This window comes from Streptomyces tateyamensis (assembly GCF_003205575.1).
Lineage (GTDB): Bacteria > Actinomycetota > Actinomycetes > Streptomycetales > Streptomycetaceae > Kitasatospora > Kitasatospora tateyamensis.
The window spans coordinates 23,947-46,882 of sequence record NZ_PYBW01000047.1 but is presented as its reverse complement, the minus strand read 5'-3'; the positions used below and the strand labels follow the sequence as shown (position 1 = coordinate 46,882).

The 22,936-nt window shown below is 74.4% G+C and carries 18 protein-coding genes; 12 read left to right on the top strand and 6 right to left on the bottom strand.

Annotated features, from left to right (window positions below; all coding sequences use genetic code 11):
* Window positions 1–142 precede the first annotated feature (142 nt).
* The 3 genes from C7C46_RS15265 to C7C46_RS15255 all read left to right on the top strand — a co-directional run bounded on the left by C7C46_RS15265 (window position 143) and on the right by C7C46_RS15255 (window position 5,173).
* The gene (locus tag C7C46_RS15265) at window positions 143–3,601 is read left to right on the top strand and encodes an AfsR/SARP family transcriptional regulator (protein ID WP_110669905.1); all 3,459 of its coding nucleotides are present in this window, start codon (window positions 143–145) and stop codon (window positions 3,599–3,601) included.
* 155 nt (window positions 3,602–3,756) lie between these two features.
* On the top strand, window positions 3,757–4,146 hold the full coding sequence (locus tag C7C46_RS15260; protein WP_181442362.1) for an RDD family protein: 390 nt from the start codon (window positions 3,757–3,759) through the stop codon (window positions 4,144–4,146).
* 130 nt (window positions 4,147–4,276) lie between these two features.
* The gene (locus tag C7C46_RS15255) at window positions 4,277–5,173 is read left to right on the top strand and encodes an alkaline phosphatase family protein (protein ID WP_110669901.1); all 897 of its coding nucleotides are present in this window, start codon (window positions 4,277–4,279) and stop codon (window positions 5,171–5,173) included.
* Window positions 5,174–5,180: 7 nt separating this feature from the next.
* On the opposite strand, the gene C7C46_RS15250 is transcribed toward C7C46_RS15255, so the two are convergent.
* Window positions 5,181–5,723 carry a GNAT family N-acetyltransferase gene (locus C7C46_RS15250; protein ID WP_110669899.1) on the bottom strand — a complete coding sequence of 181 codons (543 nt, stop codon included), beginning with the start codon at window positions 5,721–5,723 and terminating at the stop codon, window positions 5,181–5,183.
* A gap of 159 nt (window positions 5,724–5,882) precedes the next feature.
* On the opposite strand from C7C46_RS15250, the gene C7C46_RS15245 reads away from it, so the two are divergent.
* The 9 genes from C7C46_RS15245 (at window position 5,883) to C7C46_RS15205 (ending at window position 18,823) form a co-directional block, all read left to right on the top strand.
* Window positions 5,883–6,998 carry a hypothetical protein gene (locus C7C46_RS15245; protein WP_110669897.1) on the top strand — a complete coding sequence of 372 codons (1,116 nt, stop codon included), beginning with the start codon at window positions 5,883–5,885 and terminating at the stop codon, window positions 6,996–6,998.
* Window positions 6,999–7,018: 20 nt separating this feature from the next.
* Complete coding sequence (locus C7C46_RS15240; RefSeq protein WP_245984430.1) at window positions 7,019–8,452, top strand: pyridoxal phosphate-dependent decarboxylase family protein; 1,434 nt, start codon at window positions 7,019–7,021, stop codon at window positions 8,450–8,452.
* 91 nt (window positions 8,453–8,543) lie between these two features.
* On the top strand, window positions 8,544–9,950 hold the full coding sequence (locus tag C7C46_RS15235) for a GNAT family N-acetyltransferase (protein WP_110669893.1): 1,407 nt from the start codon (window positions 8,544–8,546) through the stop codon (window positions 9,948–9,950).
* 241 nt (window positions 9,951–10,191) lie between these two features.
* Entirely contained in the window at window positions 10,192–11,463 is a 1,272-nt protein-coding gene (locus C7C46_RS15230; RefSeq protein ID WP_110669891.1) for a MurT ligase domain-containing protein, read from the top strand.
* Between the two features lie 320 nt (window positions 11,464–11,783).
* Complete coding sequence (locus C7C46_RS15225; RefSeq protein WP_110669952.1) at window positions 11,784–12,512, top strand: type 1 glutamine amidotransferase; 729 nt, start codon at window positions 11,784–11,786, stop codon at window positions 12,510–12,512.
* A gap of 315 nt (window positions 12,513–12,827) precedes the next feature.
* Entirely contained in the window at window positions 12,828–13,853 is a 1,026-nt protein-coding gene (locus C7C46_RS15220; protein WP_110669890.1) for a 6-phosphofructokinase, read from the top strand.
* Window positions 13,854–13,975: 122 nt separating this feature from the next.
* Window positions 13,976–15,205: a cytochrome P450 family protein gene (locus C7C46_RS15215; RefSeq protein WP_110669888.1), complete on the top strand. Its 1,230-nt coding sequence runs from the start codon at window positions 13,976–13,978 to the stop codon at window positions 15,203–15,205.
* 617 nt (window positions 15,206–15,822) lie between these two features.
* Window positions 15,823–17,673: a putative Ig domain-containing protein gene (locus tag C7C46_RS15210; RefSeq protein WP_245984429.1), complete on the top strand. Its 1,851-nt coding sequence runs from the start codon at window positions 15,823–15,825 to the stop codon at window positions 17,671–17,673.
* 187 nt (window positions 17,674–17,860) lie between these two features.
* Window positions 17,861–18,823, top strand: a complete 963-nt coding sequence (locus C7C46_RS15205) for a cytochrome c oxidase assembly protein (protein WP_110669950.1) — start codon at window positions 17,861–17,863, stop codon at window positions 18,821–18,823.
* Here the strand turns inward: C7C46_RS15205 and C7C46_RS15200 are convergent.
* Genes C7C46_RS15200 through C7C46_RS15180 form a run of 5 tightly spaced genes read right to left on the bottom strand, consistent with a single transcriptional unit; the run spans window position 18,772 to window position 22,932 of the window.
* The gene (locus C7C46_RS15200; protein ID WP_110669884.1) at window positions 18,772–19,623 is read right to left on the bottom strand and encodes an urease accessory protein UreD; all 852 of its coding nucleotides are present in this window, start codon (window positions 19,621–19,623) and stop codon (window positions 18,772–18,774) included. The two genes, C7C46_RS15205 and C7C46_RS15200, sit on opposite strands and share 52 nt — an antisense overlap.
* Window positions 19,614–20,285: an urease accessory protein UreG gene (gene ureG / locus C7C46_RS15195; protein ID WP_110669882.1), complete on the bottom strand. Its 672-nt coding sequence runs from the start codon at window positions 20,283–20,285 to the stop codon at window positions 19,614–19,616. Before ureG ends, C7C46_RS15200 begins: the two co-directional genes overlap by 10 nt.
* Window positions 20,275–20,922 (bottom strand): urease accessory protein UreF, encoded by a 648-nt coding sequence (locus C7C46_RS15190; RefSeq protein WP_181442365.1) that lies wholly within the window; start codon window positions 20,920–20,922, stop codon window positions 20,275–20,277. Before C7C46_RS15190 ends, ureG begins: the two co-directional genes overlap by 11 nt.
* Complete coding sequence (locus C7C46_RS15185) at window positions 20,919–22,628, bottom strand: urease subunit alpha (RefSeq protein WP_110669877.1); 1,710 nt, start codon at window positions 22,626–22,628, stop codon at window positions 20,919–20,921. The genes C7C46_RS15190 and C7C46_RS15185 overlap by 4 nt, the downstream gene beginning before the upstream one ends.
* The gene (locus C7C46_RS15180; protein ID WP_110669948.1) at window positions 22,621–22,932 is read right to left on the bottom strand and encodes an urease subunit beta; all 312 of its coding nucleotides are present in this window, start codon (window positions 22,930–22,932) and stop codon (window positions 22,621–22,623) included. The genes C7C46_RS15185 and C7C46_RS15180 overlap by 8 nt, the downstream gene beginning before the upstream one ends.
* Window positions 22,933–22,936: the final 4 nt, after the last annotated feature.

Sequence of the window (22,936 nt, the reverse complement as noted above, 5' to 3'; positions counted from 1 at the left end):
CATCGGTCTACCTCCCTCGTGAAGCGGTGCAGCCGATCCGGACCGGCTGGGTCGGTGCCCTCCCCTGTTCGGCACCGACCCAGCCGGGCTCGGTCGTGAAGAGTCTGCTGCAGGCCGCTCACGGCCGGGTAACATCCGGATAATGGACCATCAACAGGGGGCCGACCAGGCCCGACAAGGCGGTACCGGCATGCCCGGCGACACGCTGCGGTTCGGGCTGCTCGGACCCCTGGCGGTCCAGCGCCCGGACGGCACCGCCCTGCCGGTCAGCTCGCCCAAGGTCCGCGCCCTGCTGGCCATGCTGCTGCTGGAGCCGAACCGGGTGGTCTCCCGGGACCGGCTGACCAGCGCGCTCTGGGGCGAGCAGCCGCCCGCCACCGCCCCCACCTCCCTGAACAACCACGTGGTCCAGCTGCGCCGGCTGCTCGGCCCGGGCGGACCGGTCCGCCTGCGCACCGTACCGCCGGGGTACCTGCTCCAGGTAGCCCCCGGGGAACTGGACAGCGAAGTCTTCACCGAGCGGCTCGAGGCCGCCCGCAGCGCCCGCCGCGAGGAGGACTGGCAGCGGGTCGGCCTGCTGACCGCCGAGGCGCTGCGGCTGTGGCGCGGCACCCCGCTGACCGACCTGCCGGCCATGGCCGAGGAGGCCGAGCCCTACGTGCAGCGGCTGCGCGAGCTGCAGTTGCAGGCGCTGGAGTGGCAGTTCGACGCCGAGCTGGAGCTCGGCCGGCCGCACGGGCTGATCCCGGAGCTGGGCCGGCTGACCGCCGAGCACCCGCTGCGCGAGTCCTTCCACCGGCAGCTGATGCTGGCCCTGCACCGCACCGACCAGCGGGCCGAGGCGCTGGCCGTGTACCGCCGGCTGCGCACCACCCTGATCGACGAGCTCGGCATCGAGCCGGGCCCCAGCGTGCGGGCCGCCCACCAGGAGGTGCTGAACGGCGACCTGGTCGGTCCCGAGCCGCCCGCCGCTCCGGCGCCGCCGGAGCCCGAGCCGGGCCTGGCGGTGGCCGCCGGCGCCGGGCTGCCCCGGGACGTGGCGGGCTTCACCGGGCGGCACGAGGAGCTGGAGCACCTGCTGGCCGCCTGCCGCACCGCCCGGGCGGGCGGCGAGCTGGTCGGCATCCACGTGCTGGACGGGATGCCCGGGGTGGGCAAGAGCGCGCTCGCGGTGCACGCGGCGCACCGGCTGGCCGCCGACTTCCCGGACGGCCAGATCTTCCTGCCGCTGCACGCGCACACCCCCGGCACCCCCGCCGTCGCCCCCGCCGAGGCGCTGTACGCGCTGCTGCTGACCATCGGGGTCGCCCCGCAGCAGATCCCGCCGGACCTGGACGCCCGGGCCAACCTGTGGCGCAGCCGGCTGGCCGGGCGCCGGATGCTGCTGCTGCTCGACGACGCCAGCGGCAGCGAGCAGGTCCGCCCGCTGCTGCCCGGCACTCCCGGTTCGCTGGTGCTGGTGACCAGCCGGCGCCGGCTGCCCGCGCTCGGCGACGCGGTCCCGATGACGCTGGGCGTGCTGCCGCCGCACGAGGCCGCCGCGCTGTTCACCGCCACCGCCGGGCGGACCGACCTGACCCCCGGCCACCCGGCCGTGGTGGAACTGGTCCGGCTCTGCGGCTACCTGCCGCTGGCCATCCACCTGACCGCGGCCCGGCTGCGCCACCGCCGCACCTGGACGGTGGCCGACCTGGTGCCCGACCTGGCCGCGGCGGCCGGCCGGCTGGCCGCGCTCAGCGCCGAGGACGTCTCGGTGGCGGCCGCCTTCGACCTCTCCTACCGGGACCTGACGCCGGCCCAGCGCCGACTGTTCCGCCGGCTCGGCCTCTACCCCGGCGACCACTTCGACGCCCGGGCCGCCGCCGCGCTGGACGGCACCGACCTGCCCACCGTGCGCCGGCTGCTGGAGGAACTGGAGGACCACCACCTGGTGGACGAGCCGGTCCGCGGCCGCTACCGGATGCACGACCTGATCCGCGAGCACGCCCGCGCGCTCGGCGACGGCGACGGCCCCGAGGTGCGGCGGGCCGCGGTGGCCCGGCTGCTCGACTGCTACCTGGCCACCACCGTGGAGGCCGGCCGCCAGCTGGCCAGCCGGCGCTGGGGCGTGCCGGCCCAGCGCACCGCGGTGCCGGCCATGACGGACGAGCACGAGGCCTCCACCTGGCTCAAGCTGGAGCGCAACAACCTGCAGGCCGCCGTGGAGTACGCGGCCGGGAACGGGCACCCGGAGTACGCGGTGCGGCTGCCCGCCGCGCTGCACGACTTCCTGCGGGCCCAGGGGCACTGGAGCCAGGCCCGGGCGCTGCACCTGACCGCGCTGGAGACCGCCGAGCGGATCGGCGACCGGCTCGGCCAGGCCGAGGCCCTCACCCACCTGGGCACCTTCCAGCGCCTGACCGGCGAGCACGAGGCCGGGCGCGCCCGCCTGCTGCGGGCGCTGGAGCTGTTCCGGGAGCTTGACGACGCCACCGGGCAGTCCGCCGCCCTGGTGCAGCTGGGGGCGATGGCGCGCACCTTCGGGGACAACGCGGGGGCGCTGGACCTGTTCACCGAGGCGCTGGAGCTGGCCCGGCGGGCCCGGGACCTGCCCGGCGAGGCGGAGTCGCTCAGCCAGCTGGGCATCCTGGGCCGGATCACCGGGGACTACGCCGAGGCCACCGGGTACGCGACCCGGGCGCTGGCGCTCTACCGGGACCTGGGCAACCGCACCGGCGAGACCGCCGCGCTCAGCGAGCTGAGCCTGATCCAGCAGCTCACCGGCGACCTGCGCGGCTCCGAGGCCAGCCTGCAGCAGGCGCTGGCGATCTGCCGGGCCCGCGGCGACCGGCCGGGCGAGGCGTACGCACTGGCCAGCCTGGGCTCACTGCAGCAGCTGACCGGCCGTTACCCGGCGGCCGAGGCGGCGCACCGTCAGGCCCTCGCCCTCTACCGGGGCCTGGGCAACCGGATCGGACAGGCCAACGCGCTGATGGCGGTCGGCGCGGTCCGGCTGGTCACCGGGCAGTACGAGGCGGCCGAGCAGGACCTGCTGCGGGCCAGCGAGATGTACCACGAGCTGGACGAAGCGCGCGGGCGGATGAACACCGTGGCGTACCTGGGGGTGCTGCGGCACGCCACCGGCCGGCACGCCGCGGCGGCGGAGAACCTGCGGGCGGCGCTGACCCTGTACCGCGAGCAGGGGGACCGGTTCGCCGAGTCCCGGGTGCTGGCGTACCTGGGGGACGTACTGCTGGCGCAGGGGGACCACGGCGGGGCCGAGGGGCACCTGCGGGCGGCGCTCGGGCTCAACCGGGAGCGGGCGGACGTGGCGGGCGAGGCGGAGACCCGCAACATCCTGGGCCGGCTGCTCACCGCGGCGGGCGACCCGGACCGGGCCCGCTGCGAGTTCGCCACCGCCCTGGAGGCGGCCCTGGCGGTCGGCTCCCCGCTCGAACAGCTGCGGGCCCTGATCGGACTGGGCGAGGGCGACCTGGCCGCCGGGCGCCCCGCCGAGGGCACCGCCCAGCTCCGCGAGGCCCTCGTGCTGGCCACCCGCCTCGGCGTCCCCGAGGCCGCCCGTCTGCACACCCTGCTCGCCACCACCCGCGCCGCCTGCTGACCCGCCGTCACCCGTCGGCGGCTGACAGTAGATGACCTCGGGTGACGGGGGGTGACGGCGGATCAGCCGGTTGGCCCGGGTGGGGTTGCGGTGCCGACCCGGGGCGGCAGGCTGGGTGGGGACGGGGTGACGGTGCGTGCGGCGGGAGGTTTGCGGTGGGCTACGCCTACTGGTCGGTGCGGGTCGTGTCCTACCTGATCGACTTCCTGGCCTGCGCCGCGCCGAACATCATCGCGGGCGTGGTGGCCCCCGGCTCGCCCCGCCTGCAGCTGGGCCTGGCCGTGCTCTCACTCGCGCTGCTCGGCTACAACCGGTGGTACCTGGCGGGGCGGACCGGCCAGAGCTGGGGCCGCCGGCTGATGGGAATCCACCTGTTCCTGCTGGACACCACCACCCCGGTCGGCCCGCTGCGGGCCTTCCTGCGCGACCTGGCGCACGCGCTGGACTCGCTGCCCTTCTTCCTGGGCTGGTTCTGGCCGATCTGGGACCGACGGCGCCAGACCTTCGCGGACAAGGCCGCCCGCACCGCCGTCCTGGCGGGCTGACGGCGAACTCTTGGTGACGCCGGGGCGAACAGTTGTGCCGCAAGCCCGCCTAGCACACGGAACCGTTCCTTCCGGACTGACTAAGGTGGCTGGACAACTTTCCACCGCTCCCCCGCAGATCGGAGTCCCCGTGTCGTCCAGCCTCTGGCCCGCCGGCCCGCGTCGTGTCCTGGTGGTCGGCATCGACGGCGTCCGGCTGGACCTGCTCGGCCAGCTCGCCACCCCCGCCCTGGACCAGGTGGCCGCCGCCGGCTTCCTCGCCCCGGTCGAGGTGGACGAGGCGACCCCGACCATGTCCGGACCGTGCTGGGCCACCATCGTCACCGGCGTGACCGTGGCCAAGCACGGCGTCTTCGGCAACCACCTCGGCGGCAACCGGCTGGACGTCTTCCCCGACTTCACCACCCGGCTGGCTCGCACCCACCGCCGCCGCACCTTCGCGGTCGGCGGCTGGGACCCGCTCTTCCTGGCCCGCGAGGGCGGCCCGCTCTTCGCGGCGCCGGGCCGGCTGGCCTACATCGGGCCGCTGGAGGACACGCCCGAGGCCTGGGAGGTCTGTGACGAGCGGGCCACCGCCGAGGCGGTCACCGTGCTGACCGGGGACGACGACCCGCAGGCGAGCTTCGTCTACCTGGGCGCGGTGGACGAGACGGCGCACTTCCTGGGCTGCGGCGAGGAGTACCGCCGCTCGATCGAGACCGCCGACGCCCGGCTCGGCCGGCTGCTCGCTGCCGTCCGCTCCCGCCCCGGGTACGCCGAGGAGGAGTGGACCGTCATCGTGGTCACCGACCACGGCCACCTGGACCAGGGCGGCCACGGCGGGCGCAGCACCCTGGAGCGCACCGCCTGGGTGGCCGCCTGCGGCCCGGGCCTGGTGCCGGGCGCCCCGGTGCAGCCGGTCCGCCACGTGGACGTGGCCGCGCACGTCTACCAGGCGCTGGAGATCGTGCCGGACCCGCACTGGACCCTGGACGGCCGCCCGTTCACCCCGGCCACGGCCCCGGTGCCGCACCCGGCGGGCGCCTGACGGGACGTCAGAGCACCTTCACCAGCTTCTCGAAGGCCAGGTCGGGCCGCTTCGGCTGCCCGAACCGCTCGTCGCCGTAGGGGAACGGGGAGAGCTCGCCGGTGCGGGTGAAACCGCGCCGCTCGTACCAGGCGATCAGGTCGGTGCGCTGGACGATGACCGTCATCTCCAGCGTGGTGGCCCGCCACTCCTCGCGGGCGATCCGCTCGGCCTCGGCCAGCACCGCCCGCCCGACCCCGCCGCCCTGCAGGGCCGGGCGGACCGAGAACATGCCGAAGTAGGCGCCGGCACCGCGCCGCTCGACCTGGCAGCAGGCGAGCAGCTCACCGGTGGCGGCGTCCTCGGCGAGCAGCACCAGGGTGCCGGCGACGGCCAGCAGCTCGGCGAGCGACTGCGGATCGGTGCGCTGACCGTCCAGCAGGTCGGCCTCGGTGGTCCAACCGGCCCGGCTGGCCTCGCCCCGGTAGGCCGACTCCACCAGCTCCACCAGCGCGGTCACGTCGGCCTCGGTGGCAGGGCGGAAGGCCAGGTCAGGGACGGTGGTGGACATTCCGGACTCCCGGGGCGGCTCGGCGAAAGGGACGTCCTGGCATGGTGCCACACCCACGCACACGCCCCGGATGGCCCACCTGGTGTCGGCTTCGGCCGCCGGAGCGGGGAGGATGGGCGAGTGCCTGTCCACACTGATCGTCGGGGGATCTGAGAAGCCATGCACCCGCGTTTCTTCGCGTTCGTGACCGCCGTGCTGCTCGCGGCCCTGGGGCTCGGCGCGCTCGCCGTCACCCACTGGGTGCCCGACGCCGCCCCGGCGGCGGCTCAGGTGGGCCAGGCGGTGCCGGCCGGCACCGGGCCGGCCAGGAGCGCCCCCTCTGCCGCCGCCTCGCCCACCGGGGACCCCGCGGTGTGGACCCGGTCCACCCTGCGCAACAAGCTGATGGCCGAGATGGAGTCCACCGACCCGGGCGTCGCGCTGGCGGACCTGGACCGGATCAGCAAGGACAAGCCGTACACCGTGCGGTTCTGCCACCCGATCGCGCACGAGCTCGGGCACGCGGCGGTGAAGCGGTACAACCACGACTTCCAGAAGGTGCTCTCCTTCCCGCACGACACCTGCGCGGCCGGCTACCTGCACGGCGCGGTGGAGGAGATGCTGATCGCCTCCACCGACCCGGGTAGCGACCTGCTCAAGCTCTGCCAGCCGCAGATGACCGGCCCGTGCGTGCACGGGGTGGGCCACGGCACCATGTTCGTCAGCAACCAGAACTTGGACAAGGCGCGTGACCTGTGCAGCAAGTTCGGCTCCGCGAGCCGGATCGTCACCTGCTCCGAGGGCCTGTACATGCAGTTGTTCGGCCCGGACGAGGAGGACGAAAAGGCCAAGGCACTGGTCCCGGCGGACAAGCTGGCCGCCGAGCCGCTGTACCCGTGCCCCGAGCAGCCGTCCCTGTTCCAGTCGGCCTGCTTCTTCTACGCCCCGACCTACTACCTCTCCTCACACGACTACGCCAACCACCCCGAGATCTACGCCCAGGCGCTCAAGTGGTGCCTGAACGCCCAGGCCAGTGGCGGGGCGAACGACTGCTCGCGGGGTGTCGGCTCACGGCTGATGAAGTACAACCTGGACCGCGAGGACTGGGTGGGCCAGCAGTGCGCCACCGCGGCCGACGGCTGGCAGAAGAAGGCCTGCGTGGACGGGATCGTCAGCTACTACACCGTCAACTACACCGATGCCGGAGCGGCCGGGCGGCTGTGCGGGAAGCTGACGAACCAGGAGATCGCCCGCTACTGCCGCTCCTCGGCGCACCTGTCGGGGTCGCTGGACTGACCGGCCGTACGATGATCAGCATGGCTGACCCGAACTTCCGCACCGCCGCCCGCGCCGCCGCCGACCTGGTGGCCGACTACCTGGCGGCGGTGCCGGACGGTCCGGTCTGGCAGCCGATGGACCCGGCCGCCCGCCAGGCCCTGCTGGAGGCACCGCTGCCCGAGCAGGGCCGCGAGCTGACCGAGCTGCTCCAGGTGATCGCCGCCGAGGTGATGACCGCGCCGATGGGCAACGGGCACCCGCGGTTCTTCGGCTGGGTCAACGCCGCCCCCGCCCCGGCCGGCGTGCTGGCCACCCTGGCGGCCGCCGCGGTCAACCCCAGCTCGGCCGGCGGCGACCACGCCGACGTGCACCTGGAGCGCGCGGTGGTGCGCTGGATCGCCGAGCTGGTCGGCTACCCCGCGGCCGACGGCGCCGGCGGGCTGCTCACCTCCGGCGCCTCGATGGCCACCATCGTCTGCCTGGCCGCCGCCCGGCAGCGCGCCGCCGCCCGGGCCGGCTGGGACCTGCGCGAGGACGGCCTGTCCGGCCTGCCCCCGCTGGTCGGCTACGCCACCGGCGAGACCCACTCCTGCGTGCGCAAGGCCGCCGAGCTGCTCGGCATCGGCAGCCGACAGCTGCGCGTGGTCCCGGCCGACGCCCAGGGCCGGATCGACCCGGACGGGCTGCGCGCGGCGATCGCCGCCGACCGCGCGGCCGGCCGGCTGCCGTTCCTGGTCGCCGCCTCGGCCGGCACCGTCAACACCGGCGCGGTGGACCGCCTCGACGCGCTCGCCGACCTGTGCGAGCAGGAGGAGCTGTGGCTGCACGTGGACGGGGCCTACGGCGCCTTCGGCGTGCTCGACCCGGCGATCGCGCACCGCTACGCCGGGCTGGACCGGGCGGACTCGCTGGCGCTGGACCCGCACAAGTGGCTCGGCGTCCCGGTGGACTGCGGCTGCGCGCTGGTCCGCGACGCCGCCCAGCTGCGCGGCACCTTCAGCCTGGTCCCCTCCTACCTGCGCGACGAGGAGGGCGACGGCTTCGGCTGGTTCTCCGAGTACGGCATCGAGCAGACCCGCCCGTTCCGCTCGCTCAAGGTGTGGGCCACCCTGGCCCACCGCGGCCGGGCCGGCCTGGCCGCCGACGTGGCGCACTGCACCGCGCTGGCCCGCCGGCTGGGCGAGCTGGTGGCCGCCGATCCCGAGCTGGAGCTGCTGGCCCCGGTGGAGACCTCGATCACCGCGTTCCGGGCCCGCCCGGCCGGGCTGGACGAGGCGGCGCTGGACGCGCTCAACCGGGCACTGCCGCTCGCGGTGCAGAAGCGCGGGCGGGCCTTCGTCACCGGCACCGTGCTGGCCGGCCGGGAGGCGCTGCGGGCCTGTCTGATCAACGCCGCCGCCACCGAGTCGGACCTGGCCGTCCTGCTGGCCGAAGTCCGGGCCGCCGCGGCCGACCTGATGCACCCACAGTAACCGTCCGGCGACCTGACGCTTCCCGAAGACATTTACCGCGCGGTCATAACAGATTCGTGATCGCGAAACACCCACGCGTCATCGTGGTGTCATGACTCAATCGCCGATTACTACCCACTGCCCGCCGACTCAGTCCGGCCCGTCCCGGGCGGCCCGGCGCCGGGCCAGAAGCGAGCGCTGGCGGCACACCAGCGTTGAGCTGGCCGGCGTCTTCCTCGCGGTGGCCATCGCCGACCTGGTCGCCAACATCGTGGTGCACGGTCAGCACGGCCCGGTGCTGCTGGCCGCGTCCGCACTCGCCCTGCTCGCCACCGCGGTGGGCCACGCCTGGTGGGCGCACCGGCACCCGCACGGACCGCCGGGGCCGCGCCCAGGGCCCGAGCCGGCCGCGGAGGCCGCCGAGCCGGCCGGGGTGCTGGCGGCGGAGGGCCGGCTGTGGCGGGTGCGGACCACCGTCTCGGACGCCCCGGGCAGCCTGGCCACGGTCTGTGCGGCGCTCGCCGCGCTGCGGGTCAGCATCGTCTCGCTGCAGACCCACCCGCTGCCGGACGCCACGGTGGACGAGTTCCTGCTGCGGGCACCGCGCTCGCTGCCCCGCGCCGAGCTCACCGAGGCGGTGGCCCGGGCCGGCGGCCGGGAGATCTGGACCGACCCGGCCGACGCCCACGACCTGGTGGACGTGCCGACCCACGTGCTGGCACTGGCCACCCGGACGGCGCTGGACGCGGCCGAGCTGCCGGTGGCGCTGCGCCAGCTGTTCGGGCAGGTGACCATCCGGTCCTTCCCGGCCGCGGCCGACGCGGCCGCCGCGCCGAGCCTGGCGGGGCACCTGATGCGGCTGCCCGGCCCGGGCGGCGAGCTGATCGAGCTGAGCCGTCCGCACCTGCCGTTCACGCCCACCGAGTTCGCCCGGGCCAAGGCGCTGGTCGAGCTGGACGCGGTGCTCGGCCCCCGGGTCCCCAAGGTGGCCGACCGGCTGAGCCTGCCGGCCGGCACCGACCTGACGGTGCGCCGGGCCGCCCCCGACGACAAGGCGGCGGCGCTGGCCATGCACGGCCGCTGCACCGCGGCCACGCTGCGCAAGCGCTACCACGGCCCGGTGGCCGACGCGGACCGCTACCTGGACCACCTGCTGGACCCCCGGCACGGCCAGACCCTCGCGGTGGAGACCGCGGACGGCCGGCTGGTGGCGCTGGCCCACCTGATGTGGGACGACGACAGCGCCGAGCTCGCGGTCCTGGTGGAGGACGACTGGCAGCGCCGCGGCCTCGGCCTGGACCTGCTGCGCCGGATGGCCGCACTGGCCGCCGAGGCCGGGGTGGCCACCGTGTACGCGGTCACCCAGGCCGGCAACACCGCGCTGATCGGCGCGATGCGGCGACTGGCGCTCCCGCTGGACTACCAGGTGGAGGACGGCACCCTGGTGATCACCGCCCACCTGGCGGGCGCCGCAGAGCAGTTGCCCAGCCCGTGGCCGAGCGTGCCCGGCCGTCCCTGACCCCGCGCCCCGTCGTGCGCCCGGCGGCCGCCCCGACCCGGGGCGGCCGCCAGGCCTGTCCCTGGGCCGCCGTCAGGACGCTGAGCACGCAGGACCGGGGGCCCGCGACTCGGCCCGGTGGCGAGGAGCCGTTAGGCTGAGCCCGTCCCCGCCACCCGGCGGTCCGGACGCGGTGGACCGGCTCGGCCCGCCGCCGACGTCCGTCCCGGGGGGTCGTTCGCCAGAGGAGGAACCCCTGAGCATGCCAGGCACCGGATCGGAGGCCGCGGCCACCGGCGCGCGCGACTCCTCACTGCCCGCCCGCTCCAAGCTCGCCGTCACCGCGGGCCGGATGGCCGCCGCCGCCTCCCGTTCGGTCGGCCGCGGCAGCGGCTCGGTGATCGGCGGGAAGGTCGCCCTCAAGCTCGACCCCGACCTGCTGGCCCGGCTGGCCGAGCACCTCGACGTGGTGCTGGTCTCGGCCACCAACGGAAAGACCACCACCACCCGGCTGATCGCCGAGGCGCTGCGCGCGGCCGGCCCGGTGGTCTCCAACGCGCTGGGCGCCAACATGCCGGCCGGCATCACCGCCGCCCTGGCCGGCGGCTCGGACTCGCGCTACGGCGTGATCGAGGTGGACGAGAAGTACCTGGCCGGGGTGGCCCGGGACACCAGGCCGAAGGCCATAGCGCTGCTCAACCTCTCCCGCGACCAGCTGGACCGCGCCGCCGAGACCCGGATGCTGGCCGAGCGCTGGCGCGAGGGCCTGCAGCACACCGAGGCCGTGATCATCGCCAACGCGGACGACCCGCTGGTGACCTGGGCCGCCTCCTCCTGCAGCCGGGTGGTCTGGGTGGCCGCCGGTCAGGCCTGGAAGGAGGACGCCTGGTCCTGCCCGTCCTGCGGCGGTGTGATGCAGCGTCCGGGCGACGACTGGTTCTGCCAGGACTGCGGCTTCCGCCGCCCGCAGCCGCACTGGGCGCTGCAGGGCAGCCACGTGATCGACCCGAACGGCGCCGCCTGGCCGATCCAGCTGCAGCTGCCGGGCCGGGCCAACCTGGCCAACGCGACCAGCTCGGCCGCGGTGGCCGCGGTCTTCGGTGTGCCGCCGCAGGTGGCGCTGGAGCGGATGCAGTCGGTGGCCGCGGTGGCCGGCCGCTACGACGTGGTCAACTACCAGGGCCGCGACGTGCGGCTGCTGCTGGCCAAGAACCCCGCCGGCTGGCTGGAGACCTTCTCGCTGATCGACGCCCCGCCGGCGCCGGTGGTGCTGTCGGTGAACGCGCTCGACGCGGACGGCACCGACACCTCCTGGCTCTGGGACGTGGACTACGAGCGGCTGCACGGGCACCCGATCTTCGTGATGGGGCAGCGCCGGCTGGACCTGGCGGTCCGGCTGGAGGTGGCCGGGCTCCAGTTCCACGTGGTGGAGACGCTGGAGGAGGCGGTCCGGATGGCGCCGCCGGGGCGGATCGAGGCGATCGCCAACTACACGGCCTTCCAGCAGCTGCGCAAGGTGGTGGCGGGCGGATGAGCACCCCCGACGGTTTCGGCCCCCCGCAGGGCTACCCGCAGCAGCCGCAGCAGCCCATACCGGGGCACGGGCAGCAGCCGCAGCAGCCCGGCTACGGGCAGCCGGGCCAGCCGCAGCCCGGGTACGGGCAGCAGCAGCCGGGCCAGCCCCACCCCGGGTACGGGCAGCAGCAGCCGCCGCAGCCCGGCTACGGCCAGCCCCAGCCGGGCCAGCCCTACGGCCAGCCGCCCGCGCAGCCGTACGGCCAGCCCGCCGCGCCGCCGCCCCCGCCGGCGCAGCAGCAGCCGCAGCAGCAGCAGAGTTACGGAAGGCCTTCTCGGATGAGCGAAAGCAGCCTGCGGCTGGTCTGGATCTACCCCGACCTGCTCAGCACCTACGGCGACCGGGGCAACGCCCTGGTGGTCGAGCGCCGGGCCCGCCAGCGCGGGCTGAACGTGCAGCGGATCGACGTGCGCTCCGACCAGCCGGTGCCGACCAGCGGTGACATCTACCTGATCGGCGGCGGCGAGGACCGCCCGCAGCGGCTGGCCGCCGAGCGGCTGCGCCAGGACTCGGGCCTGCCGCGCGCGGTGGACAACGGTGCGATCGTCTTCTCGGTCTGCGCGGGCTACCAGATCCTGGGCCACGAGTTCATCAACGACCTGGGCCAGCGCGAGCCGGGCCTGGGCCTGCTGGACGTCTGGTCCACCCGCGGCGAGGGCGCGCGCAGCGTCGGCGACGTGCTGGCCGAGCCGGACCCGCGGCTGAACCTGCCCACCCTGACCGGGTTCGAGAACCACCAGGGCGTGACCCACCTGGGCCAGGGCGTGGCACCGCTGGCCCAGGTCACCGCGGGCGGCGGCAACGGCGACGGCAGCCGCACCGAGGGCGCCTGGCGGGACACCGTCTTCGGCACCTACCTGCACGGCCCGGTGATGGCCCGCAACCCCGCCGTGGCCGACCTGCTGATCAAGCTGGCGCTGGACGTGAACGCGCTGCCGCCGGCCGACACCACCTGGTACGACGCGCTGCGCGCCGAGCGGATCGCCGCCACCCGGCAGCCCGCCTGACGCCCGACCGGTGAACTTCTCCCGGCGCCCGGATGTCCAACATCCGGCGCCGGGAGCCGGGCCGGCGCAGAAGTACCACAATGAGCTACACCGGATGCACACCCTCCTCGGCAACCGGCTGAAAAACCGCGCGGGCGCGCCGACGACGCCGCCCCCGCGCCTGCCCGCCACCTGGCCGGAGGTGCGGGTAGTTACGATCAGATTCGGGTTGAATGTCCGTTATCTGGTCCCGCCCTCACCAGGCGGTGGTCCGGCTGTCCGGTTCTACCGCCGGCCCAGCGGCTGGCGGTGCCCCCAGGGGAGTTGCAGAGACAGATGCGTATTGGTGTGCTGACCAGCGGTGGCGACTGCCCCGGCCTGAACGCCGTGATCCGCTCCGTGGTCCACCGGGGGGTGGTCGACCACGGCGACGAGGTGATCGGTTTCCAGGACGGCTGGCGCGGTCTCCTGGAGGGCGTCCACCGCCCGCTGACCCTCGACTCGGTCAGCGGCATCCTCGCCCAGGGCGGCACCATCCTGGGCTCGTCCCGGGTCCAGCCCAGCCACCTGCGCGACGGGGTCGAGCGGGCCAAGAAGTACTGCGCCGACCTGGGCATCGACGCCGTGATCCCGATCGGCGGCGAGGGCACCCTGAAGGCCGCCAAGCTGATGAGCGACGCGGGCCTGCCGGTGGTCGGCGTGCCGAAGACCATCGACAACGACATCGCCTGCACCGACGTCACCTTCGGCTTCGACACCGCCGTCTCGGTGGCCACCGAGGCGCTGGACCGGCTGAAGACCACCGCCGAGTCGCACCAGCGGGTCATGGTGGTCGAGGTGATGGGCCGTCACACCGGCTGGATCGCGCTCAACGCGGGCATGGCGGCCGGCGCCCACGCGATCGTGGTGCCGGAGCGCCCGTTCCACATCGACAAGCTCACCGAGGTGGTCCGGGAGCGCTTCGAGCGCGGCAAGAAGTTCGCCATCGTGGTCTGCGCCGAGGGCGCCAAGCCGGAGCCCGGCACCATGCACTGGGAGGAGGGCACCCGGGACATCTACGGCCACGAGCGGTTCACCGGCATCGCCACCCAGCTCTCCGGCGAACTGGAGCACCGCCTGGGCAAGGAGGCCCGCCCGGTGATCCTGGGCCACACCCAGCGCGGCGGCACCCCGACCGCCTACGACCGGGTGCTGGCCACCCGGTTCGGCTGGCACGCGGTGGAGGCCGCGCACAAGGGTGCCTTCGGCCACATCACCGCGTTGCAGGGCACCCAGATCAACCTGGTCCCGCTGGGCGAGGCGGTCGCGGACCTGAAGACCGTGCCGGCCGACCGCTACGTCGAGGCCGAGACCGTCATCTGACGGCCGCGCGAGCCTTCGGACGCCCCGCCGACCTGCGGCGGGGCATCCGGCGGCCGGCCGGCGGAACGCGAACACCCTGGTTTCGCAAGAGAGCTGACGCACCGACGGATTACAGTGCCCCCATGGACACTGTGAGTACTCCTGACGCCGGCTCGGCCGGCGGCTGCCCGATAGCCGCCACCATCTCCCCCGAGTTCCGCAGCACCGCGCACCAGCACTACCAGCGGCTGCGGGCCGCCGGGCCGGTGCAGCGGGTGCGCCAGCCCAGCGGCCTGGAGGTCTGGCTGGTGGTGGGGCAACAGGCGGTCCGGGAGGCGGCCGTCCACCCGGCGCTGGTCAAGGACGCCGCCACCGCCCAGGAGGCGCTGGACGCCATCGGGTTCACCGGCAACAAGCCGGGCAGCGGCTTCGGCGGCAACATGCTGACCGCCGATCCGCCGCACCACACCCGGCTGCGCAAGCTGGTGGCGGGCGCCTTCACCGGCCGCCGCACCGAGCTGCTGCGCCCGCGGGTGCAGGAGATCACCGACCGGCTGCTGGACGCGATGGCCCCGGCCGGGCAGGCGGACCTGGTGGCCGCCTTCGCCGGCCCGCTGCCGATGACGGTGATCTGCGAGCTGCTCGGGGTGCCCGAGGAGCACCGCGAGGACTTCCGCAGCTGGTCGCACGAGGCGATCACCGCTCCGGTGCACCTGCAGCGCGAGGGGGCGCAGAAGCTCAGCGACTACCTCGCCCGACTGCTGGACGCCAAGCGGGCAGAGCCGGACGAGGGCCTGCTCTCGGCGCTGGTCGCGGTCAACGACGAGCAGGACGGGCGGCTGTCCGACGTCGAACTGCTGGGCACCGCCGCACTGCTGGTGGTGGCCGGGCACGACACCACGGTCAACCTGCTGGCCAATGCCGCGCTCGCGCTGCTCACCCACCCCGAGCAGGCCGAGCTGCTGCGGGCCGACCCGGCGCTGCTGCCTGGCGCGGTCGAGGAGTTCCTGCGCTTCGACGCCCCGGTGGAGTTCGCCCCGTTCCGGTTCGCCGCCGAGGACCTGGAGCTGGCCGGGACGAAGATCCGGCGCGGCGACGTGGTCCAGCTCGGCCTGACCGCGGCCGGGCGCGACGTCGAGGGCGGGGACGTGCTGGACGTGACCCGGCCCGACCCGCGGCACGTCTCGTTCGGCCACGGCATCCACTACTGCCTGGGCGCCCCGCTGGCCCGGCTGGAGGGCGAGGTCGCCGTCGGCACGCTGCTGCGCCGGTTCCCGGACCTGGAGCTGGCGGTCCCGGTGGAGGAACTGAGCTGGCACCCGTACGGGATCACCCGCGGGCCGGTGGCGCTGCCGGTGCGCTGGGGGCGCTGACGAACCGCCGCCGCGAAAACCCGTCAGGTTCGGCTTGCCGGAGGCAAGCGCGTCTGGCTGGATCCCGGCGGCGCCGTCACGGTGCTGGGGGCCGACCCCGCCGCGGGGCTGCGGGGTCGGACCGCAGCTGTGCGGCCCGGCGACCCGGCCGGCGGCGTGACATTCTCGGGCACCGATTCACTCCGCGCCAGGCGGGTTTAACGCCATCTCAGGATGGTCCGGAACCCGCCCCCTCGGCCCGGTCTGTCCGAGATCGTCTCGACCGATCGGTCGGTCGGTAGACGAAAAGCCCGTCCGCACCGTTGACCGGGCTTCGCCAACTCTGGTTTGCTTCACCGCAGCGAACGGCGCACCACCTGTCAGACCGTAAGAAACCGTGCGTTTCGGCACGGCAGGTACCACTCCCCCACCGGAGCAGGACGAGAGCGCTGTGCTTTCTCCGTTGCTCTCCGCTCCCGCGCCCTGCAGTCACCTCCGGTCCGCACCACTGGTGCGCCCGTCGTCCTGTCCCACGCATCCGACCCCGCCCGCGCCGACCGGCGCGGGGCGATCGGCAGGAGAGAGGAACCCCCCACACCATGGGCACCCCCCGTTTCCGCGGCGCGGCACGAGTAGCCATGACCGGCCTCGCATCGCTGTCGCTCGTCACCGGCGCCATGCTCGCCTTCGCCGCACCCCAGGCGGTCGCGCAGACCGGCACCGCAGTGACCAACTCGGCTTCGACGAACCACAGTCAGCACGTGATGCCGACCATCGACAAGCAGAACCGGATCAACGAGTCACTCGCCTCGATGCCGGCCCCGCACGCGGCCACCGGCCCGCAGACCCTGTCCTACGGCGGCGGGATCGACGGCATCGGCGTCATGAGCGGCGCCAAGTCCCAGGTTTACCTGGTGTTCTACGGTAACCAGTGGGGCACCCAGAGCACCGATGCCAACGGCAACGCGAAGTTCTCCGGCGACTCGGCCGGCGCCGCCGGTGCCGCCCAGCAGATGTTCAAGGGCATCGGCACCAACAACGAGCTCTGGTCGGCCGAGCTGACCCAGTGGTGCGACGGCCCGAACGTGGCCTCCGGCGCGGTCAGCTGCCCGAGCAACGCCAACTTCATCCCGTACCAGAGCGGTGGCGTACTGGCCGGTGTCTGGTACGACAACTCGGCCGCCTCGCCGTCCGCGGCCAGTGGCCACCAGCTCGGCCAGGAGGCGCTGAACGCGGCGCACCACTTCGGCAACACCACGGCGGCCTCGAACCGGCACGCGTACTACGTGATCCTGTCGCCGCACGGCACCAACCCGGACAACTACCAGGGCCAGTACTGCGCCTGGCACGACTACAACGGTGACTCCACCCTCACCGGCGGCGCGGTCAGCTCGGACGTGGGCGACTTCGCCTTCTCCAACCAGCCGTACAACATGGACTCGGGCGCGGGCTGCGGCGTCGGCTTCGTCAACTCCCCCGGGACGCTCGACGGTTGGACGATGACCCTGGGCCACGAGTGGCACGAGACGCTCTCCGACCAGAACCCGGCGGGCGGCTGGACCAACCACGTCTCCGGCAGCTCGTACAACGGCCAGGAGAACTCCGACGAGTGCGCCTGGCTCTCCCCGGGCACCGCGGGCGGCGCGGCCAACATCTCCTTCGGCTCCTTCGGGACCTACTCGGAGCAGGCCAGCTGGTCCAACGACACCAACTCCTGCGCCATCTCGCACCCGATCGTGGGCGGCGGCTCGCAGGGCAACACGGTCACCGTGAACAACCCGGGCAGCCAGACCGGCACCGTGGGCACCGCGGCCAGCCTGCAGGTCACCGCGAGTGACTCGGCCTCCGGCCAGACCCTGACCTACTCGGCCACCGGCCTGCCGGCCGGCCTGTCGATCAACGCCTCCTCCGGCCTGATCTCCGGCACCCCGACCACCGCGGGCACCTCCTCGGTCACCGTCACCGCGAAGGACACCACCAACGCGAGCGGCTCGGCCAGCTTCTCCTGGACCATCAACCCCGCCGGTGGCGGCGGCTGCACCGCCGGCCAGCTGCTCGGCAACGCCGGCTTCGAGACCGGTAGCGCCGCCCCGTGGACCGCCTCCGCCGGCGTCATCGACAACAGCTCCTCCGAGGCCGCCCACAGCGGGTCCTGGAAGGCCTGGATGAACGGCTACGGCTCCGCCCACACCGACACCCTGTCCCAGACCGTCACCATCCCGGCCGGCTGCCACGCCACCTTCAGCTTCTGGCTGCACATCGACACCGCCGAGACCGGTTCGACCGCCTACGACAAGCTGACCGTGGCCGCCAACACCACCACCCTGGCCACCTACTCCAACGTCAACGCCGCCACCGGCTACGTGCAGAAGTCCTTCGACCTCTCCTCCTACGCCGGCAAGTCCGTCACCCTGAAGTTCACCGGCACCGAGGACTCCTCGCTGCAGACCAGCTTCGTGGTCGACGACACCGCGCTCAACGTCTCCTGACCCACGAGCGGTGCCCCTGAGCCCCGAGCTCCCGCCACCCGGCGGGGGCCCGGGGCCCCCGCGCGTCCGGAGGCCCCGGGGCGCCCGTAGTGTGGAGCCCGAAAAACGGACGAACCGGACCCGCGGCGGCACCGGTCGTCCCCGGGCACGAGGGAAAGCGGGACCGCCGATGGACGGCATGACGGGGATGCACCACCACGGGGGCGGGATGCTCGGCCCGTTCTCGCTGCACTCGGTGCTCGCCTGGTCCCCCGACTGGCCCTTCCTGCTCGGCAGCCTGCTGGCGCTGGGCCTGTACGGCACGGGCGTGGTCCGGCTGCTGCGGCGCGGCGACTCCTGGCCGGTGGGCCGCAGCATCGCCTGGGTGCTCGGCGTGCTGACGGTGATCGCCGTCACCTGCTCCGGGCTGAACGACTACGGCATGGTGCTGTTCAGCGCGCACATGATCCAGCACATGGTGCTCAGCATGCTGGCGCCGATCCTGCTGCTGCTCGGCGCGCCGATCACGCTGTCGCTGCGCGCGCTGCACCCGGCCGGCAAGGGCCGCCCGCGCGGGCCGCGCGAGCTGCTGGTGGCACTGCTGCACAGCCGGTACGTCAAGGTGGTCTCCCACCCCGCCTTCACCATCCCGCTCTTCATCGCGAGCCTGTACGGCCTCTACTTCACCCCGATCTTCGACAACCTGATGCAGTCGCGGATCGGCCACCTGGGAATGATGGTCCACTTCCTCGGGGCCGGCCTGCTCTTCTTCTGGCCGATCATGGGCGTGGACCCGGGCCCGCACCGGCCCGGCCACGTGCTGCGGATCTTGGAGCTGTTCATGGGGATGCCGTTCCACGCCTTCTTCGGCGTGGCGGTGATGATGGCCACCACCCAGCTGGTCACCACCTTCAACGCCGCGGGCGCGCCGCCCGGCACCGACCTGATGGCCGACCAGAAGACGGCCGGCGGGATCACCTGGGCGTTCGGCGAGATCCCGACCGCCGTGGTGCTGATCGCGCTGGTCTTCCAGTGGGCCAAGTCCGAGCAGCGCCAGGCGACCCGCACCGACCGGGCCGCCGACCGCGACGGCGACGCGGAACTGGTCGCCTACAACGCCTACCTGGCCTCGCTGGACAAGCGGGGCAACCGCCCGGCGCAGGCCGGCTGAGCCTGCCGTTGCGTCGCCCCGGTCCCGTCCGCCTCCCGGTGGGCGGGACCTTCGCGTCCGGTCAGCAGGCGGCGCAGCAGCAGGGCGTCCGGGGCCAGCGCGGTGAGCAGCCGGGCGCCGCTGCCGGGCAGGGTGAGCAGGACCGCTCCCCCGTCCGGCGCTGCTTCCTCCTCGGGCGGGTGCAGCGGCCGGTGGACGGCGAGCAGCTGCCCGAGGGCCCGGTGCGGGCCGAGCACCGCCGGGCCGTCCCAGCCCGGGGCCCCCGGACCCAGGTCGGTCTGCTGGGCGAGGATCTCGACCCCGTCCTGACGCACTGTCAGGGTGGCGGTGAGCCGGCCCGGTCCCGCGCCGCTGGTCCAGTCGTGCCGACGGCCCAGCACCTGCTCCTCGCGCAGCAGCAGCGCGGCACCCGCGGCCAGCTCGACCCGGGTCTCCAGCAGCAGGTGGCTGCCGGCCGCCGCGACCACCGGTTCCGGTCGCCAGTCCAGCAGGCCGCCGGGCGCGACGGACAGCTCCAGGGTGCAGTGGGCCGGGCCGTCGCCGGGCAGCGAGACGGTGGCCGCCACGCTGGTCACCCGCAGCCGGGCGCCCGGACCGACCGTCACCCGCACCCCGTACCGGTCGCCGCCGAGCGGGCCGGCCATGCTGCCGACCATCGCCACCTCGGCCGGCTCCCCCGGCGGGGGCCGCCGCCACTGTCGCAGCGCCACCGGGCCGGCCCCCGCGAGCACCGGCAGCACGGTGCGGCCGCGCCCGTCCAGCTCGGCCTCGATCCGGGCCGGCCCCGCGCTCACCCCCATCCGGCCAGCCGCTCGCGCACCCAGGCGGTCACCGGTGCCACCCCGTCCGGGGCGGCCAGCGAGGTGAAGACGAACGGGCGCTCGCCGCGCTGGGCGGTGGCGTCCCGGGCCATCACCGCCAGGTCCGCGCCGACCAGCTCGGCCAGGTCGGTCTTGTTGATCACCAGCAGGTCGGCACTGGTCACCCCCGGCCCGCCCTTGCGCGGGATCTTGTCGCCGCCGGCCACGTCGATCACGAAGATCTGCGCGTCCACCAGGCCGCGGCTGAAGGTGGCGGTGAGGTTGTCGCCGCCCGACTCGACCAGCACCAGGTCCAGCGGGCCGGCCTTCGCCTCCAGCTCCTCGACCGCCTCCAGGTTGGCGGAGATGTCGTCGCGGATCGCGGTGTGCGGGCAGCAGCCGGTGGCCACCGCGGTGATCCGCTCCGGCGCCAGCACCGCGTGGCGCAGCAGGAACTCGGCGTCCTCGGTGGTGTAGATGTCGTTGGTGACGACGCCCAGCGACAGCTCGGCGCGCAGCGCCCGGCACAGTGCGGCGACGGTGGCCGTCTTGCCGGAGCCCACCGGACCGCCCAGGCCGATCCGCAGCGCCCGGCGGGGCCCGGGCGGCGCGGCGCTCACGACGGGGGCGCCGGACTCGTCCGCGATGTGGTCACGATGCAAAGAGTTTCACCTTCCAGGAGTCGTACCGCTCGCCGTACAGGTCGAGCAGCGGTGCCGAGGCAGCGGGCAGCCGGGTGGCGGTGGCGGCCCGCTCGGCCACCAGGTCGAGCTGGGGGGCCAGCCGGGCCAGCACGGCCACCAGCTGGTACGGGTCCAGGCCGAGCAGCCGCAGCGCCGCGGTGGCCGGGCCGCTGACCGCCTCGTGGACGGCCAGCTCGGCGGCCCGACGGTCGGTCAGGCCGGCTGCCCGGGCGGCGGTGCCGAGCACCACCGGGTGGTGGGTGCCGGCCGGCAGTGCGGCCAGCCCGGCGTCGGCGGGCCAGCCCGCCCGGGCCGCGCGCAGCAGTTGGCGCCCGAGCCGGCGGCTGACCGCGCGCAGCGCCGCGGACGGGGTGCGGGCCTCGGTGGCCCGGTCGAGTTCGGCCAGCTCGGCGGGGTCGGCGGTGCGGGCGGCGGCTGCGGCGAGCCCGGCGGCGGTCAGCCCGACCGTGTGCAGCCGCCCGAGCAGGAACCGCTCCAGCGAGGGCACGTCGGTCACCGTGCCCGCGGCCACCGCGGCGGCGGCGCCACCGGAGTGGGCGTGCCCGCCGGCCGGGAACCTCCCGTCCGCCAGGAGCAGCAGGGCGGCCGTCATCAGAAGAGGAAGTAACGTTGGGCGAGCGGGAGTTCGGCGGCCGGTGCGGGCACCACCAGCTCCCCGTCGATGGTCACCCGGAAGCTGTCCGGGTCCACCCGCACGTCTGGGCGGGCGCTGTTGTTGACCATCTGGTCCTTGGTCACGCCCCGGGTGTCCCGGATCGCGCTGAACGCCTTGCCCAGGCCCAGGCGTTCCGGCAGGCCGTCGGCCAGCGCCTGCTGCGAGGTGAAGTTGACCGAGTTGGCCGCCGGGGCCCGCCCGAAGGCGCCGAACATCGGCCGCGGCAGCACGGGTTGCGGGGTCGGGATGGAGGCGTTGGCGTCGCCCAGCTGGGCCCAGGCGATCTGGCCGCCCTTGAGCACCAGGTCGGGTTTGACGCCGAAGAAGGCCGGCGACCAGAGCACCAGGTCGGCCAGCTTGCCCGGCTCCACCGACCCCACCTCGTGGTCGATCCCGTGGGCCACCGCCGGGTTGATGGTGTACTTGGCCACGTACCGGCGGGCCCGCTGGTTGTCCGCCCGGCCGTCGCCGGGCAGCGAGCCGCGCCGCAGCTTCATGCAGTGCGCGGTCTGCCAGGTGCGGCAGACGACCTCACCGATCCGGCCCATCGCCTGCGAGTCGGAACTGATGATCGAGATCGCGCCCAGGTCGTGCAGGATGTCCTCGGCGGCGATGGTGCTGGGCCGGATCCGCGACTCGGCGAAGGCCAGGTCCTCGGGCACCGAGGGGTTCAGGTGGTGGCAGACCATCAGCATGTCGAGGTGCTCGTCGAGCGTGTTGACGGTGTGCGGGCGGGTCGGATTGGTCGAGCTGGGCAGGATGTTGAGCTCGCCGACGACGGTGATGATGTCCGGGGCGTGGCCGCCGCCGGCGCCCTCGGTGTGGTACGCGTGCACCCCGCGCCCGGCGATGGCGGCGAGCGTGTCGGCCACGAAGCCGGCCTCGTTCAGCGTGTCGGTGTGCAGTGCGAGCTGCGCGCCGGTGGCCTCGCAGACCCGCAGGCAGGCGTCGATCACGGCCGGGGTGGCGCCCCAGTCCTCGTGGATCTTGAACCCGAGCGCGCCGGCCCGCAGCTGGGCGTGGAGCGCGGCCGGATTGACGGTGCTGCCCTTGGCCGTCAGCCCGATGTTGACCGGCAGCCCGTCCAGCGCGGCGAACATCCGGGTCAGGTGCCAGCCGCCCGGGGTGACGGTGGTGGCCTTGGTGCCCTCGGCCGGGCCGGTGCCGCCGCCGATCATGGTGGTGATCCCGGAGCCGATCGCCTCGGCCGCCAGCTGCGGCGCGGTGAAGTGCACGTGGGCGTCGATCGCGCCGGCCGTCAGGATCCGGCCGTTGCCGGAGATCACCTCGGTCTCCGGGCCGATCACCAGGCCCGGGTGCACCCCGTCCATGGTGTCCGGGTTGCCGGCCTTGCCGAGCGCGGTGATCCGGCCGTCGCGGATCCCGACGTCGGCCTTGACCACGCCCCAGTGGTCCAGCACCACCGCGCCGGTGATCACGGTGTCCGGCGCGCCCTCGGCCCGGGCGGTGCGGGCCTGGCCCATCGACTCGCGGATCACCTTCCCGCCGCCGAACACCACCTCGTCCCCGCCCGCGCAGTCGTCCCGCTCCACCTCGATCAGCAGCGCGGTGTCGGCCAGCCGGATCAGGTCGCCGGCGGTCGGCCCGTACAGCTCGGCGTACCGCTCGCGCGAGAGCTCAGCCATCGAGCCGCCCGCCGACCGCGCCGCGCAGACCGGGCACCTCGCGCCGGCCGCCGATCGGCACCAGTGCCACCTCGATCGGGATCCCGGGCTCGAACCGCACCGCGGTGCCGGCCGGCACGTCCAGCCGCAGCCCGTGGGCGGCCTCGCGGTCGAACTCCAGCCCGGGGTTGGCCTCGGCGAAGTGGTAGTGCGAGCCGACCTGCACCGGGCGGTCCGCGCCGTTGCGGACCACCAGCCTGGTCACCGGGCGGCCCGCGTTGAGCGTGACCGCGCCCTCGCCGTAGAGGATCTGACCCGGGATCACTTCC

Bases quoted from the DNA above. Each gene is read 5' to 3' on its own strand.
- C7C46_RS15225 (WP_110669952.1), top strand. From the start codon at position 11,784: ATGAGCGAAAGCAGCCTGCGGCTGGTCTGGATCTACCCCGACCTGCTC.
- C7C46_RS15210 (WP_245984429.1), top strand. From the start codon at position 15,823: ATGACCGGCCTCGCATCGCTGTCGCTCGTCACCGGCGCCATGCTCGCC.
- C7C46_RS15205 (WP_110669950.1), top strand. From the start codon at position 17,861: ATGCACCACCACGGGGGCGGGATGCTCGGCCCGTTCTCGCTGCACTCG.
- C7C46_RS15220 (WP_110669890.1), top strand. From the start codon at position 12,828: ATGCGTATTGGTGTGCTGACCAGCGGTGGCGACTGCCCCGGCCTGAAC.
- C7C46_RS15250 (WP_110669899.1), bottom strand. From the start codon at position 5,723: ATGTCCACCACCGTCCCTGACCTGGCCTTCCGCCCTGCCACCGAGGCC.
- C7C46_RS15235 (WP_110669893.1), top strand. From the start codon at position 8,544: ATGACTCAATCGCCGATTACTACCCACTGCCCGCCGACTCAGTCCGGC.
- C7C46_RS15240 (WP_245984430.1), top strand. From the start codon at position 7,019: ATGGCTGACCCGAACTTCCGCACCGCCGCCCGCGCCGCCGCCGACCTG.
- C7C46_RS15230 (WP_110669891.1), top strand. From the start codon at position 10,192: ATGCCAGGCACCGGATCGGAGGCCGCGGCCACCGGCGCGCGCGACTCC.
- C7C46_RS15265 (WP_110669905.1), top strand. From the start codon at position 143: ATGGACCATCAACAGGGGGCCGACCAGGCCCGACAAGGCGGTACCGGC.
- C7C46_RS15200 (WP_110669884.1), bottom strand. From the start codon at position 19,623: ATGGGGGTGAGCGCGGGGCCGGCCCGGATCGAGGCCGAGCTGGACGGG.
- C7C46_RS15185 (WP_110669877.1), bottom strand. From the start codon at position 22,628: ATGGCTGAGCTCTCGCGCGAGCGGTACGCCGAGCTGTACGGGCCGACC.
- C7C46_RS15215 (WP_110669888.1), top strand. From the start codon at position 13,976: ATGGACACTGTGAGTACTCCTGACGCCGGCTCGGCCGGCGGCTGCCCG.
- C7C46_RS15245 (WP_110669897.1), top strand. From the start codon at position 5,883: ATGCACCCGCGTTTCTTCGCGTTCGTGACCGCCGTGCTGCTCGCGGCC.